A 14,990-nucleotide genomic window follows, 5' to 3' on the forward strand; every position below is an offset into this window, starting at 1 on the left:
ACGGACCGTCCTTCAGTTGACGGGCACGCGCTTGGCCGCCAGACGGAACATTTCGTCGTAGATAACCTGCGGATCAGCGCGTTTTTGCTCCAGCGCCAGCCGCCCGCGCTCATGCGGCAGAATCATGAACTGATCCGCCTCGCTCTCGCGATAGGTGATATCCGCCACATCGGCAGCGCTGATGGGGGAGTTCTCCAGCAATTTGGCCATATCGTCGCGTGCCTGAGTATCCGGCCCGTGGTACGAGGCCAGCAGGTTGGTCTGGAAAAATGACGGACACAGCACGCTGACCTTGATACCCAGTGGATGCAGCTCTGCCAAGAGACTCTCCGAGAGCGCCACCACACCGGCCTTGGCCACGTTGTAATTACTCATGCCCGGCGTCTGGATGTGGGCAGCCATGGATGCCACGTTGATGATGCGACCACTGCCCTGACGCATAAACAGCGGCATGAAGGCCTTGCAGCCCTTGACCACGCCCATCAGATTGATACATATCTGCGAATCCCAATCTTCCAGCGACAGGTCCCAGAACAGACCGCCAGAGGCGATGCCCGCGTTGTTGATCAGCACATCAACCCCGTTCAAACGCTCATCACAGCTCTGAGCCAGGGCCGCCAACTGGCTGAAGTCGCGTACATCACAGCGCTGGGTGAAGGCCCACCCGCCGGCGGCGGTTGCCATGCGGCGCGTTTCTTCCAGCCCCTGATCGTTGATATCTGCCAGCGCCAGCCTTGCGCCCTCGCGCGCATAGCGCAGCGCCAGCTCACGACCTAGGCCGCTACCAGCACCGGTAATCACCACCCGCTGTCCTGTTGCTTGCATGCTATCCCCTTACCTGTTGTTCTTGTTGTGGCACAGGCGATGACCTGTTCTGGGCAGTCTAGCGAGCCGTCGCACTGGCACCAGCGCTAAACGAGGATAATAAAATTTGTGAATGCGCGACCCTATTTGGCAGCGCTGTCGGTGTCCGACAGGTAGTTCTGTTGATAACGCGCTCGGCCCATAGCGCGAATCTGTCCTTCGATCAACGCTTCAAAGGGCGCCAGCAACGCATGCTTGTCAAAGCCCTCGTGCAATATCGAGAGCGCTTCGGCGCCCGCCTCGATGGTGGACAACGCGCCCGGCTGCGGCACCTTGCGCAGACGATAGCGACTAACCAGGCCAGCCGGCAGGCGCACCTGCGGCAGCGATTGCAAAATGGGATTGAGATAAACCAGCTTACGCGCCTTGCGCCAGGTGCCATCAAGCAGCACCAGCCGCCTGGGACGCAGGTCTGCAGGCTCCGGCGCTAAGACCTGCGCCTGCTCGCCAGGAAACAGCAACTCGTTACGCCAGCGTGGGTCCTGCAGCCGACGCAACCAGGCCGGGTGCTGCTGCAACGACTCGGTTACCAGCAAGTGGGCATTGACCAGCCCCGGCACCAACAGCCGAGCCGTATTGAGCGCATGGGAGGCTTCATCAGGGTGCTGGATCACCAGCAGTTGGGTTGCCGGCCACAAACGAGGAATCAATGAACACAGACACTGAGCCTGTGGCCGAGCGCACACCCGGCAGCGAACGCGGCCGGCTGAAGAGTTGACAGACATAATGGATAACCAACAGCGGTGGTCACCCATTATGCCGCTTGCAGCGCGCGCAGGTCAGGCCCCAAGCCTGACACGCATACCAGACTTGCCCTTACTTGGTCTTTTTCTTGTGCGCGTCGCGCCAGATGAACAGGCCCACACCGCCCAAAAAGGCCACCATCAAACCCACTGTAAGCACACCGGCAATAACGGCTTCATCAACGTACATAACCCACCTCCTGCATTGGCAATGACTGCAGGTTATGCCTAGCGGGCCGGAAGGTTATTGACGAGGATCAATAGAGCGGGGCTACCGCTTCTTTTTGTTGCCGCGGCTCTTTTTGCCGGTCTTGCTGCCGGCGGGCAGCGGCAACGCACGGGCGAATGCATCGCGCATGGCTTCAAGCCGGGCATCGTGAATATCGTGAATGCGTTGACGACGGGCTTCACCCAAATCGATCACATCACCACTGCGATTTTCGTCGGTCATGACTCCACTCATCGGTTCAGGGAGGCACCGACTATCGGCGCCCAGGCCCAGACTATCAAACTTCAATATCGACCAGCAGCCCCTTGTCCGGCAGGTCCAGCCCCTCGCCATCCTGCCCCTGCGCCTGTTGTGGGGGAGGCTCCCGCCGGGTGCCTGCCTTGCGCTTGCCACGCCTACGGTCCGGCCAGCGCCCACGATCGCTGTGGCGCCGTTCCACCTGAGGGGTTGCCGTATCCCGCAGCGGCTCACTGGCCGCCGAGGGCTTCACCTCGCGACTGGTTTTAACCGCATCATTCTGGGCACCAGCTGGCGGTAATCCGGGTATCAGCATGATCCACCCCCTAAGTGGCTTCCGTAAAAAACGACCGACTACACTGTTGTATCGACTGCCAAATCCTTGGCTTTAAGCATACGAAAGTGACGCAACACACAAATTGGATATTTTTTAACCAACCTAACTGTCCCATCAGCGTCGACCAAAGGCAAGTCGCCGGTTCCGGGATGGCAGGTGATCGGGTACGATATGCGCCCTTTTTCGGCACCATCAGGAGAGTGGCATGACGGTTTTTATCCCGGGACAGCGCTGGGTCAGTGACAGCGAAGCAGAACTGGGGCTGGGCACCGTCCTGTCACAGGATGACCGCGTGGTGATTGTGCTGTATCCGGCCAGCGGTGAAACCCGCCACTACGCCCTGCGCAACGCCCCACTGACTCGCGTGCGCTTCAGCCCGGGCGACGCCATCAGCCACCATGAGGGCTGGCAACTGGTGGTCAGCGACGTCAGCGAGGCCGACGGCCTGCTGGTTTACCAAGGGCTACGTGAAGATGGCGAGAGCGCCAGCTTCCCGGAAACCATGTTGGACAACTTCATTCAGTTTCGTCTTGCCAGTGACCGCCTGTTTGCCAGCCAGATTGACCCGCTGCCCTGGTTCAGCCTGCGTTTTGAAAGTCTGCGCCACTATTGCCGTATCCAGCGCTCGCCGCTGCTGGGTCTGGCCGGGGTACGTACCCAGCCAATCGGCCACCAGCTGCACATTGCCCGCGACGTAGCCGATCGCATGGCGCCCCGCGTGCTGCTGGCCGACGAGGTTGGCCTGGGCAAGACCATTGAAGCCGGCCTGATCCTGCATCGCCAGTTGCAGACCGGCCGCGTGCGTCGGGTATTGATCGTGGTGCCGGAAAACCTGCAGCACCAATGGCTGGTCGAAATGCGCCGCCGCTTCAACCTGCAGTTCGCTCTGTTCAATGCCGACCGCTGCGACGGCGCCGACAGCAATCCCTTTGAAGAAGAGCAGCTGGCGCTGGTAGCGCTGGAGTTTCTGCTGGAAAACCCCAGCGCGCAGGACCACCTGCTGCAGGCCGACTGGGACCTGCTGGTGGTAGACGAAGCCCACCACTTGGTCTGGCATGAGGACAACCCCAGCCCCGAGTACGCGCTGGTCGACACCCTGGCCCGCCAGACCCCGGCCGTGCTGCTGCTCACCGCCACACCGGAGCAGCTGGGCCAGGCCAGCCACTTCGCGCGCCTGCGGCTGCTCGACCCAGACCGCTTCCACAGCCTGGAGGACTTTGTCCAGGAAGCTGAACGCTATCAGCCAGTGGCCGAGGCGGTGCAGCACCTGCTGGAACAGGATCAGCTCAGCAGCGAAGACCGCAGCGCCATCGCCGGCTGGCTCGGCGATAGCGCCACCGCGCTGTTCGCCACACTGGATAAGGGCGGCGATGACGCCCCGGCCGCGCGCGACAGCCTGGTGCGTCAGCTGCTCGACCGGCACGGCACCGGCCGCGTGCTCTACCGCAACACCCGTGCCGCGATTGCCGGCTTTCCCGAGCGCGACCTGCACGCCTACCCACTGCCCTGCCCCGCGCAATACCACGACCTTGAGGGTCAGGTGGCGCTCTATCCCGAGCAACCACTGCAAGCCGACTTTGATGGTCAGGGACAGCCCTGGTGGCAAGCCGATCCGCGCGTCGAGTGGCTGATCGACACCCTCAAGCTGCTCAAGCGCAACAAGGTGCTGGTGATCTGCGCCCACGCAGAGACTGCTCTGGACCTGGAGGACGCCCTGCGCATCCGCAGTGGCATCCCCGCGACCGTGTTCCACGAGGGCATGAGCATCGTTGAGCGCGATCGCGCAGCGGCCTTCTTCGCCGATGAAGAATTTGGCGCCCAGGTGCTGATCTGCTCCGAAATCGGCAGCGAGGGCCGCAACTTCCAGTTCGCCCACCATCTGGTGATGTTTGACCTGCCTACCCACCCGGATTTGCTGGAGCAGCGCATCGGCCGACTGGACCGTATCGGTCAGCAGCACCGTATCCAGCTGCACATCCCGTATCTGGAGGGCACCGCCCAGGCGCACCTGTTCCAGTGGTACGACCAGGCGCTGAACGCCTTCCGCGCGACCTGCCCCACCGGCAACGCGCTGCAGCACAGTTATGGTCGCGAGCTGCTGCAACACCTGGACCACCCCGCTCAGGACGGCTGGGACACGCTCATTGAGCGCGCCCGCAACGAGCGCCAAGCCCTGGAGCAGGAGCTGCACAACGGCCGCGACCGCCTGCTGGAGCTGCACTCGCGCGGCCTGGCCGACGCCGAGCAAATGATTGACGCCATCGCCAAACAGGACAGTGACTTCCAGCTGCCCATTTATATGGAGCGCCTGTTCGATGTCTTCGGGGTAGACAGCGAAGACCACTCCGACAACGCGCTGATTCTGCGCCCCGGTGAGCGCATGCTTGATGCCGGCTTCCCGCTGGGGAACGACGAGGGTGTCACCGTCACCTACGACCGCGACACCGCCCTGTCACGCGAAGACATGCAGTTTCTGACCTGGGAGCACCCCATGCTGCAAGGCGGTATGGACCTGGTGCTGTCCGGCAGCATGGGCAACAGCGCTGTTGGCCTGCTGAAAAACAAGGCCCTGAAGCCCGGCACCATGCTGCTTGAATGCATCTATGTCTGCGAAGCCGTTGCCCCGCGGGCCCTGCAGCTGCAGCGCGTGCTGCCGCCCACGCCAATTCGCTGCCTGTTGGACATCAACGGCAACAACCTGGCGGGCAAAGTCAGCTTTGACACCCTGGACGGGCAGATCGAATCGCTGCCGCGACAGCTGGCGGTGAAAGTCGCCAAGACCCAGCGCGAGCAGGTCGAGGGCCTGCTGAACAAGGCCGAAAAGGCGGCTGACGCGCAGCACCGCCAATTGGTCGACGACGCTCGCGCCCAGTTGCGCACCGAGCTGGAGGAAGAAATTGATCGACTCAAGGCGCTGCAGCAGGTCAACCCGCTGGTACGCGACGATGAGATCAAGGCACTGCAATTGCGGCTGGGCGAAGGCGACCTGGTGCTGCAGCAGGCCAAGCTGCGCCTGGACGCTATTCGAGTGTTGGTGGCAGGCTGAGGAAGCGCTGCAACTGATCACGCTTGGCCAACGCATCACGGCGGCCAAGCGCGATCAGCTCGCGGGTGTAATCGGCTTCAAACAGCAGGTAGCTGACCACGCTGCCGCCTGATGCCCGGGTTACACCACTGCCCCGCAGGAATGCGCGCAAGCTGCGCGGCAGCAGCTTGCGATGACGCGCAGCAATGATGTCCAGCGGCTCACTGGGTGAAATGATCTCCACGTCCACCTTCCGCAAGCCCTTACCGTTCATCCGCGCCCCCACCGGCAGATAGTCGGCAAGCTTGTTCATGCGCTCGAGCAGCTCGATATCCGCTTCCAGATTATCGACAAAGGTGCTGCTGAGCAGATGTCCGCCAATCTGCGCCAAGGTCGGCGGCAAGGCGGTGCGCAAACGCGGGCCACGCCGACCACCGGCCGGCTGATTAGCCAGGTTATCTGACACTCCGATTACCAACACCCGGTTGGCGCCGAGGTGCAATGCCGGGCTGATGGGCGCCTGCTGGCGTACCGCGCCATCCCCAAACCATTCTCGATTGAGCTGCACCGGCGGAAAGACCAGAGGAATCGCCGAGGAGGCCATCAGGTGCTCCAGCCCCAGCCGGGTCTGCACGCCAACGCGGCGATGCCGAGACCAGGGCTGAATACGCTCGCGCCCCTGATAAAAGCTGACCGACTCCGCCGACTGATAACCAAAGGCGTTGACCGACACCGCCCGCAACAGACCTGCCTGCAACGCCTCATCAACCTGCCCGAAATGCAGGGTGCGTTGCAGCAGACGGCGCAATGGCGCGTTGTCGAGCAGCGCCGTCGGCTGCTTGCTCGGCGCTCCCAGCAAATTGGCCCTGACCCAGCGCCAGGCCTGCGCCGAGACACCTGGCCAGTCACTGCGATAAACCTGATCACAGGAAAACGCCGACCAGACCTGCTGCAAACGCGCCACCCCGGCGCCAAAGTTGTGCGCATTGGTCGCCAGTGCCAGCGCGTTGATCGCCCCCGCCGAGGTACCACAGATCACCGGAAAGGGGTTGCTGGCGCCGTCCGGCAGCAACTCCGCCAGCACCGACAGTACGCCCACCTGATAGGCTGCACGCGCGCCACCACCTGACAGGATCAGCCCGGTACAGGCGCCACTGGTCTGCTCCAGCATCAGCTGCGCCGCGCCCTGCGCTTGCGCCGACGGCGCTTGGCGTAGGGCCTGGGCTCACCCTCCGGGCGGGTCTTGAAGCGTCTGTGCACCCACATGTACTGATCCGGCTGTGCGCTGATTGCCTGCTCGACCCACTGATTGATGCGCTGCGCATCGGCCGTTTCGTTTTCGCCCGGAAAACCCTCAAGCGCGGGGTGCACTGTCAGGCGATAGCCGCTGCCATCGGCCAGGCGGGTTTGGGTAAAGGGCACCACCTGCGCCTTGCCCAGCCGCGCAAAGGTACTGGTCGCGGTGACCGTCGCCGCCGTCACACCGAACAACGGAACAAAGACACTGGCCTTGCGACCATAGTCCTGGTCCGGCGCGTACCAGATCGCCCGGCCCGAACGCAGCGAGCGCAGCATGCTGCGTACGTCTTCGCGCTCGACCGCCTTGGCATCCAGGTTATGCCGCTCACGACCACGGCGCTGGACAAAATCAAAGGCCGCATTGCGGTGCTCGCGATACATACCGTCAATGGTCACCGCCTGACTCAGCAGCGCTGCGCCAATCTCCAGGGTGGTGAAGTGCAGCGACATCAGAACCACGCCCTGGCCCTGGGCCGCCGCGTCGTTCAGATGTTCCAGCCCTTCGATATGGGCCAGGCGCGCCAGCCGCTGTCGCGGCCACCACCAGGCCATGGCCATCTCGAACAGCGCAATACCATTTGACGCGAAATTCTCTCGCAGCAGGCGCTCACGGGCGATCTCGGACATTTCGGGAAAACACAGCGCCAGGTTGATTCGCGCCACTTCACGGCGGTCACTCATCAGATGAAACATGCCCGAGCCGAGCAGGCGACCCAACCCCAGCAGCCAACGATAAGGTAGCTGCACCACCAGCCAGAGCAGACCCAGCCCCAACCAGAGCAGCCAGTAGCGCGGATGCAGCAATGCGGTGGAAAAACCAGGACGATCCATCAGCCAGCCCATTCAGCGAAAACCCACATTCTAACCAAGGCGCACGCAGCTTGCGATCTGTGGGGTCAATCTATATAAGGAAGCGCTGATTCTTTGTGAACTGGATGGACCATGACTGCTGATACTACCCTCGACCTGCTCGACAACGACCCGGTATTTCACCTCAAGGGCGGCATGCTGACGATGACGCTGGTCGAGCTGATTCGCCTGGCGCCGGAGCAGTTCGCCAGACAACTGGCCGAGAAGGTAGAACAAGCGCCCAATTTCTTCGTCGATACCCCGGTGGTAATTGCGCTGGACAAACTGAGCGAGCCGCTGAGCGATATGACCCTGCGGCACCTGCTCAGCATCTGCCGAGACCACGGCCTGCAGCCGGTCGCCCTGCGCGGCGGAGAGGATTTTCGCGCGCTGGCGGGCAACGCCGACATGGTACTGCTGCCACCAGGCCGGCAGCGTGAAAAGCCGATTGACGTAGCCGCAGAGCCTGCGCCCAAGCCGGCTGCCAAGCCCGCACCGGCGCCTGCTCCCAGCCCCGCCGCCCCTGCACCTGTCTCAGCTGGCGCCGGCAAGATCATCACCGAGCCGGTGCGCGGCGGCCAGCAGATCTACGCGCGCGGCGGAGATCTGATTGTGATGGCGCCGGTCAGCGCCGGCGCCGAGCTACTGGCCGACGGCCACATCCACGTCTACGGCCCGCTGCGCGGCCGCGCACTGGCCGGCGTGCAAGGCAACCAGCAGGCACGCATCTTCTGCCAGAGCCTGGAAGCCGAGCTGGTTTCCATCGCCGGCCAGTACAAGGTTGCCGAGGATCTGCGCAAGCAACAGTGGAAAGCGCCCGTACAGATCAGTCTGGAGGGTGACAGCTTGAAGATAACCGGGCTTTAACAGATACTGTCCTCCCATTCGGGGCGCCCGATTTCTCTGGTCTGTGACCGAGTTCCGCAGCCTTGCATCCACGTCGGGAACCATCACCGCCCGACGTAATCCACTATCAGACATTTTTTTTCGACAGGAAGGTCATTTTGGCAAAGATCATCGTTGTCACATCAGGCAAGGGCGGGGTGGGCAAAACAACCACCAGTGCCGCCATCGGTACCGGGCTGGCCCTGCGCGGTTTCAAAACCGTCATCGTCGACTTTGACGTCGGCCTGCGTAACCTCGACCTGATCATGGGCTGCGAACGCCGTGTGGTTTACGACTTCGTCAATCTGATCAACGGCGATTCCAACATGAATCAGACGCTGATCAAGGACAAGCGTTCGGAGAACCTGTTCATCCTGCCGGCCTCCCAGACCCGCGACAAGGACGCCCTCACCCCGGAAGGCGTTGAGCGCGTACTGGAAGAACTGAAAGAAAACTTCGATTACATCGTCTGCGACTCCCCTGCCGGCATCGAGAAAGGCGCCCACCTGGCCATGTACTTTGCCGATGAGGCCGTCGTAGTGACCAACCCGGAAGTCTCATCGGTGCGTGACTCAGACCGGATTCTGGGCCTGCTTTCCAGCAAGTCGCGTCGCGCCGAAAATGGCGAGAAAATTAAAGAGCACCTGCTGCTGACCCGCTACAACCCCGAACGTGTCGAGAACGGCGAAATGCTGTCGGTAGCCGATGTCGAAGACATCCTGTCTATTCCGCTGCTGGGCGTCATTCCCGAATCGCAAGCGGTTCTCAAGGCCTCCAACCAGGGCGTGCCGGTCATCATGGACGACAAGAGCGACGCCGGTCAGGCCTACAGCGACGCCGTAGAGCGTTTGCTTGGCAAGGACGTTGCGCACCGCTTCCTCGAAGCACAGAAGAAGGGCCTGTTGCAGCGCCTGTTCGGAGGGCGTTAAGTGAGCATTTTCGATTATTTCCGCGACCGCAAGAAATCGACGCCCGCGTCGATTGCCAAGGAGCGTCTGCAGATCATCGTGGCCCACCAGCGTGGGCAGCGCAATCAGCCCGACTACCTGCCGCAACTGCAGCAGGAAATCATCGATGTCATCAGCAAGTACGTTTCCATCGACCGCGAGCAGGTGCATGTCGCTCTCGACAACCAGGATGATTGCTCGGTCCTCGAACTGAACATCACCCTGCCGGAACGCCCCTGACCAGCCGGCGCCACCCACCCGGGTGGCGCCCTCCGGAAGACCCATGCCACTGACCCATATCGGCATCGTGCATCAGGACCCCAGCTTCCTGATCGTCGACAAGCCGACGCTGCTGCTGTCCGTCCCAGGCCGTGCCGAGGACAACAAGGACTGTCTGATCACCCGCCTGCAGGAAAACGGCTACCCCGAAGCGCGTATCGTGCACCGCCTGGACTGGGAAACCTCCGGCCTGCTGGTGATTGCCCGCAACCCGGACGCCCACCGCGAGCTGTCACGCCAGTTCCATGATCGCGAGACCGAGAAGGCTTATATCGCCCTGTGCTGGGGCCAGCCAGCGGGCGACGCGGGCCACATTGACCTGCCGCTGCGCTATGATCCTCCCAACAAGCCACGGCATATCGTCGATCACGCGCTTGGCAAGCATGCGCAGACCTTCTGGCGCGTACTGGAGCGCCATCCGCAGCACTGCCGCGTCGAGCTGACGCCGATCACCGGCCGCTCGCACCAGCTGCGCGTGCACATGCTCGCCATCGGCCACCCGCTGCTTGGCGACCGCCTCTACGCTCAAGGCGCCGCGCTGGACGCTTGCCCGCGTCTGGCGCTGCACGCCGCGCGACTGGTCATCAGCCACCCGGAGACGGGCGAGCGCATGGCATTTGAGAGCCCCTGTCCGTTCTGAGCAGGCGCCCGTCACCCCGTTGCAGGAGAGTTACATGCAGGACCCAACGCTTCAGGATCTGGCCGATTTCATTGCCGCCTCCCCCACCCCTTTCCATGCCACCGCCACCCTGCGCACGCGCCTGCTGACTGCCGGCTTTAAGGCGCTGGATGAGCGCAGCGACTGGCACCTGCAGGCTGGCGGGCGTTATCTGGTGACCCGCAACGACTCCTCGCTGATCGCCTTTCAGCTGGGCAGCGACGGCGCACTGAGCAGCAAAGGCCTGCGCCTGATTGGCGCCCACACCGACAGCCCCTGCCTGCGCGTGAAGCCGCAGCCGGAGAAGGACCAGCAAGGGCTCTGGCAACTGGGCGTCGAGATCTACGGCGGCGCCCTGCTCGCGCCCTGGTTTGATCGCGACCTGTCCCTGGCCGGCCGCGTCACCTTCCGCAACGCTGACGGCGCGCTGGACAGCCGGCTGATCGACTTCCAGCGCCCTGTCGCGGTGGTGCCCAACCTGGCAATCCACCTGAACCGGGGCGTCAATGATGGTCTGGCCATCAACCCGCAAACCGACATGCCACCCATCCTCGCCCACAGCCTGGATGGCGGGCGCGACCTGCGCGCCCTGCTAGCCAGCCAACTGGTAAGCGAGCACCCCGACTGCAAGGACGCGCAGGTGCTGGATTACGAGTTGAGCTTCTATGACACCCAGCGTCCAGCCCAACTGGGGCTCGATGGCGACTTTTTCAGCGCGGCGCGTCTGGACAATTTACTGTCCTGCCACGCAGGTCTGAGCGCCCTGCTCAATAGCGACGGCGAGCAACCCTGCCTGCTGGTGTGTACCGACCACGAAGAGATTGGCTCCAGCTCCTGCTGTGGCGCCGACGGCCCCTTCCTGGAAGACGTGCTGCGTCGACTGATCAGCGACGACGCCGAGCGTATTCAGGCGATCCAGCGCTCGCTGCTGGTGTCGGCGGACAACGCCCACGCGGTGCATCCGAACTTCGCCATGAAGCACGACGAAAACCACGGCCCTCAGCTGAACGCCGGCCCGGTAATCAAGATCAACAACAACCAGCGCTACGCCACCAACAGCGAAACCGCCGCCTTCTTCCGCGACCTGTGCGCGCGCACCGAGGTACCAGTGCAAACCTTTGTGGTGCGCAGCGACATGGGCTGTGGCAGCACCATTGGCCCGATCACCGCCAGCCGCCTGGGCGTACGCACCGTGGATATCGGCGCGCCGACCTTCGCCATGCACTCGATCCGCGAGTTGGCTGGCAGCCGTGATCCGGGGTATTTGATCAGCGTGCTGACAGCGTTCTGCAACAGCGCACAGCTGATCTAAGCCCCCTTCGCGGGCTAAGCCAACTCCCGCGCAACACCACAAAAAAGCCCCATGCGTCAGCAACGCATGGGGCTTGATGTGCAGCGCTGGACGAACAATCAGTCTTCGCGCAGCAGAATCACCTTACCCACCACCTGATCACGCGCCAACTCTTCGAAGGCCGCCTCGGCGTCGGCAAAGGCGAAGGTTTTTGCCACCATCGGCTTAAGCTCACCATTGGCAAACAGCGGAATCAGACGCTGCTCCATATCGGCCAGCAGGGTCGCCTTGAAGTCAGCATCGCGGGTACGCAGGGTCGAGCCCAGCAGACTGATGCGCTTGGCCAGCACTTTGGCCAGATCCACCGTTGCCTCGCGGCCGCCCATAAGCCCGATCAGCACCCAGCGCGCATCTACAGCCAGCAGGTCCAGATGATCGGCCGCATAGGTTGCCCCTACCGGGTCCAGCGCTATATTGAAGGGCCCGAAATCCTTCAGTGCAGCAATGCCAGCCTGGCGCAGCACACCACCTTCAGCGCCCAGCTCCACACAGGCATCGAGCTTGTCCTGGCTGCCAACACTGACCCAGCAGGGGTTGCCTTGGGCCTTGCACAGCTGGATCGCGGCAGTGCCCACACCACTGGCGCCAGCGTGGATCACAACTTTTTCACCCGGGCGCGCATTACCCAATACGAAGATATTCAACCAGGCAGTGCTGAACACCTCAGGGATGGCAGCGGCCTCCGCCCAGTTCAGGCTATCGGGTACCGGTAACAGGTGACGCTGGTCAACCACCACCTCTTCAGCCATGCCACCACCGGCCAGCAGTGCACACACACGGTCGCCCAGCTGCCAGCGCGAACCTTCGCTGACCTCAATAACCTCGCCAGCGCACTCCAGACCCAGCACACCGGTAACACCTGGCGGTGGCGGATACATGCCGGCCTTCTGCAACAGATCGGCACGGTTCAGGCCAGCAGCCTGCACACGAATACGGACCTCGCCGGACTTCAGCTCTACAGCACTCTGGGGCTGCCACGTCAGCGCCCCGCCCTCGGCTTGCAATCCTCTCACGCTACCTCCATAGTTCTTATCAATGGTAACCAGCGGGAACTCGCTGTCCCGCGTACACTCCTAAAAGCATACTCTCTCCGGACGCGATACCCCAGATGAAAGGTTTCCCCCTCTTGCGCCGTACCTGCCTCATCGCCCTGCTGACTGTCAGCAGCAGCGTGCTGGCACTAGAACAGGTCCCCACGCTGGATCTTGACCAGCTTCAGCCCAGCCGCGACCAGGTTGTCGCAAGCCAGAACACCGTCGAGCTGCTGCGTCGTCACCATTACAACCGCACCCGACTCGACGATGACCTGTCGGCGCAGATGTATGACACCTACCTCAAACATCTGGACCCCCAGCGCAGCCTGTTTACCCAGCAGGACATTGACGTCTTTGCCGGCAACCGCCTGCGCATGGACGACCTGCTGCTCAAGGGTGACCTGAGCGTCGGTTTTGCCATGCACAAACGCCAACTGCAACGCCTGCAGGAGCGTCTGGTGTATAGCCTGGACCTGATCGAGAACAAGCTCGACGGCTTCGACTTCAACACCGACCAAGACATTCTGGTTGACCGCGAAGAGGCGCCTTGGGTCGCCGATGAAGACGCACTGCAGCAGCTATGGCGCGCCCAAATCAAAGATGAAGTGCTGCGCCTGAAACTCGCAGGCAAGAGCCTGGACGATATCCGCGAGTTGCTCGGCAAGCGCTATCGCGGTCAGCAGATACGCGTCAACCAGACCCGCTCAGAAGATGTATTCCAAAATTACATCAACGCCCTGGCGCAGGTCTACGACCCGCACACCCAGTACCTGTCGCCGGAAAATGCCGAAAACTTCGATATCAACATGAGCCTGTCGCTGGAAGGTATCGGCGCGGTGCTGCAGAGCGATAACGAATACACCAAGATCGTGCGCCTGGTACCGGCCGGCCCCGCCAAGCGCAGCCAGCAGCTGGCAACCAGCGATCGCATCATTGGCGTTGGTCAGGCCGATGAAGACATGGTCGACGTAGTCGGCTGGCGCCTGGACGAAGTCGTCAAACTGATACGCGGCCCCAAGGGTTCTGCAGTGCGCCTTGAGGTGATTCCGGCCAGCAACCCGCCCGGGGATTTGACCAGCAAGGTGGTAAACCTGACCCGTGAAGCCATCAAACTGGAAGATCAGGCCGCCAAGTCCTCAGTCATCGAACTGCAGGACAACGGTCGCGATTATCGTATCGGCGTGATTGACGTACCCGGCTTTTATATCGATTTCAAAGCCTATCGCAAAGGCGACCCGGACTACCGCAGCACCACCCGCGACGTGCGCCGTCTGCTGGGCGAGCTGGGTGAGCAGAACGTAGACGGCGTGGTACTTGATCTGCGCGACAACGGCGGCGGCTCCCTGCAGGAAGCAACCGAGCTGACCGGCCTGTTTATCGACCGCGGCCCAACGGTGCTGGTGCGCGACAGCCAAGGCCAGGTGCAGCAGCTCGACGATCCGGAAGCCGGCGTTGCCTATACCGGCCCGATGGCCGTACTGGTCAACCGGCTGTCAGCCTCCGCCTCGGAGATTTTCGCCGGCGCCATGCAGGACTATGGCCGCGCTCTGGTGATTGGCGAATCAACCTTTGGCAAGGGCACCGTGCAGTCCATCCAACCGCTCAATCACGGCGAGCTGAAACTAACCCTGGCCAAGTTCTACCGCGTCTCCGGTCAGAGCACCCAACACCGTGGCGTGGTGCCCGATATCAGCTATCCGTCGCTGCTGGACAGCGAGGAGATCGGCGAAAGCGCCCTGCCCCATGCCATGCCCTGGGACACCATCGCGCCGGCGCGCTATAAAACCAGCAGCCACCTGCAGCCATTTGTTGCACAACTGCAGCGTCAACATGAAGCGCGCGCCGCCCAGGACCCTGACTTCATCTACACCCTGGCGCGCATCGGCCTGGATGATGAGATCAAGGCACGCCTGACTATTCCGCTGAATGAAGGCAAGCGCAAACAACAGCAGGAAGATTATGAGCAGCGCCTGCTCGATCTGGAAAACCAGCGCCTGACCGCCCGTGGCGAAGAGCCCCTGACCAGTCTGGAGGAAGCAGACCCGTTGCTGGCCGAGGTGCCCACAGAAGAGGAAGACAAGGACCCGAAAGACGATGCCTTCCTACTGGAAACCAGCCTCATCCTGCTTGACCTTCTGCAGCTGGAGCAGCAGGTCGCTACAGCCAACTGACAATCGCGCCCGCCACCCCGGCGGGCGCTGTCATATCCCTGTCACAAAACGCTAGCACACTGCCACGATCAGGACTCATGGA

The 14,990-nt window shown here is 62.4% G+C and carries 15 protein-coding genes; 7 read left to right on the top strand and 8 right to left on the bottom strand.

The annotated features are described in order from the left end of the window. Positions 1–12 precede the first annotated feature (12 nt). The 5 genes from HV822_RS03100 to HV822_RS03115 all read right to left on the bottom strand — a co-directional run bounded on the left by HV822_RS03100 (position 13) and on the right by HV822_RS03115 (position 2,389). The gene (locus HV822_RS03100) at positions 13–825 is read right to left on the bottom strand and encodes an SDR family oxidoreductase (RefSeq protein WP_238872231.1); all 813 of its coding nucleotides are present in this window, start codon (positions 823–825) and stop codon (positions 13–15) included. 122 nt (positions 826–947) lie between these two features. After that, positions 948–1,589, bottom strand: coding sequence for a tRNA-uridine aminocarboxypropyltransferase (locus HV822_RS03105; RefSeq protein WP_238872233.1), 642 nt, complete (start codon positions 1,587–1,589; stop codon positions 948–950). A 91-nt stretch (positions 1,590–1,680) separates the two neighbouring features. Then, a complete protein-coding gene (ccoM, locus tag HV822_RS18180; protein ID WP_318035914.1) occupies positions 1,681–1,797 on the bottom strand; it encodes a cytochrome c oxidase subunit CcoM in 117 nt (38 codons plus the stop codon). Positions 1,798–1,878: 81 nt separating this feature from the next. Beyond that, positions 1,879–2,058: a hypothetical protein gene (locus HV822_RS03110; RefSeq protein ID WP_238872235.1), complete on the bottom strand. Its 180-nt coding sequence runs from the start codon at positions 2,056–2,058 to the stop codon at positions 1,879–1,881. Between the two features lie 55 nt (positions 2,059–2,113). After that, entirely contained in the window at positions 2,114–2,389 is a 276-nt protein-coding gene (locus HV822_RS03115) for a hypothetical protein (RefSeq protein ID WP_238872236.1), read from the bottom strand. A 226-nt stretch (positions 2,390–2,615) separates the two neighbouring features. Between HV822_RS03115 and rapA the strand changes: the two genes are divergently transcribed. Next, positions 2,616–5,456 (top strand): RNA polymerase-associated protein RapA, encoded by a 2,841-nt coding sequence (gene rapA / locus HV822_RS03120; RefSeq protein WP_238872238.1) that lies wholly within the window; start codon positions 2,616–2,618, stop codon positions 5,454–5,456. Here the strand turns inward: rapA and HV822_RS03125 are convergent. Together HV822_RS03125 and HV822_RS03130 are read right to left on the bottom strand one after the other, a co-directional pair. After that, positions 5,431–6,606: a patatin-like phospholipase family protein gene (locus tag HV822_RS03125; protein ID WP_238872240.1), complete on the bottom strand. Its 1,176-nt coding sequence runs from the start codon at positions 6,604–6,606 to the stop codon at positions 5,431–5,433. The genes rapA and HV822_RS03125 overlap by 26 nt on opposite strands. Continuing rightward, the gene (locus tag HV822_RS03130; RefSeq protein ID WP_238872242.1) at positions 6,606–7,565 is read right to left on the bottom strand and encodes a lipid A biosynthesis lauroyl acyltransferase; all 960 of its coding nucleotides are present in this window, start codon (positions 7,563–7,565) and stop codon (positions 6,606–6,608) included. Before HV822_RS03130 ends, HV822_RS03125 begins: the two co-directional genes overlap by 1 nt. 111 nt (positions 7,566–7,676) lie before the next feature. Here HV822_RS03130 and minC point away from each other — a divergent pair, with 111 nt between their 5' ends. The 5 genes from minC to HV822_RS03155 all read left to right on the top strand — a co-directional run bounded on the left by minC (position 7,677) and on the right by HV822_RS03155 (position 11,664). Beyond that, positions 7,677–8,450, top strand: a complete 774-nt coding sequence (minC, locus tag HV822_RS03135) for a septum site-determining protein MinC (protein ID WP_238872244.1) — start codon at positions 7,677–7,679, stop codon at positions 8,448–8,450. Between the two features lie 137 nt (positions 8,451–8,587). Further along, positions 8,588–9,397, top strand: a complete 810-nt coding sequence (gene minD / locus HV822_RS03140) for a septum site-determining protein MinD (protein WP_083724773.1) — start codon at positions 8,588–8,590, stop codon at positions 9,395–9,397. Next, positions 9,398–9,655, top strand: coding sequence for a cell division topological specificity factor MinE (gene minE / locus HV822_RS03145; protein WP_238872246.1), 258 nt, complete (start codon positions 9,398–9,400; stop codon positions 9,653–9,655). 43 nt (positions 9,656–9,698) lie between these two features. Further along, positions 9,699–10,334: an RluA family pseudouridine synthase gene (locus tag HV822_RS03150; protein ID WP_238872247.1), complete on the top strand. Its 636-nt coding sequence runs from the start codon at positions 9,699–9,701 to the stop codon at positions 10,332–10,334. Between the two features lie 34 nt (positions 10,335–10,368). Beyond that, the gene (locus HV822_RS03155) at positions 10,369–11,664 is read left to right on the top strand and encodes a M18 family aminopeptidase (RefSeq protein ID WP_238872249.1); all 1,296 of its coding nucleotides are present in this window, start codon (positions 10,369–10,371) and stop codon (positions 11,662–11,664) included. 98 nt (positions 11,665–11,762) lie between these two features. Here HV822_RS03155 and HV822_RS03160 read toward each other — a convergent pair whose 3' ends face one another. After that, positions 11,763–12,716 (bottom strand): NAD(P)H-quinone oxidoreductase, encoded by a 954-nt coding sequence (locus HV822_RS03160; RefSeq protein WP_396264997.1) that lies wholly within the window; start codon positions 12,714–12,716, stop codon positions 11,763–11,765. 95 nt (positions 12,717–12,811) lie between these two features. Between HV822_RS03160 and HV822_RS03165 the strand changes: the two genes are divergently transcribed. Beyond that, positions 12,812–14,908, top strand: a complete 2,097-nt coding sequence (locus HV822_RS03165) for a carboxy terminal-processing peptidase (protein WP_238872250.1) — start codon at positions 12,812–12,814, stop codon at positions 14,906–14,908. Positions 14,909–14,990 lie beyond the last annotated feature (82 nt).

This window comes from Halopseudomonas maritima (genome assembly GCF_021545785.1).
GTDB lineage: Bacteria > Pseudomonadota > Gammaproteobacteria > Pseudomonadales > Pseudomonadaceae > Halopseudomonas > Halopseudomonas maritima.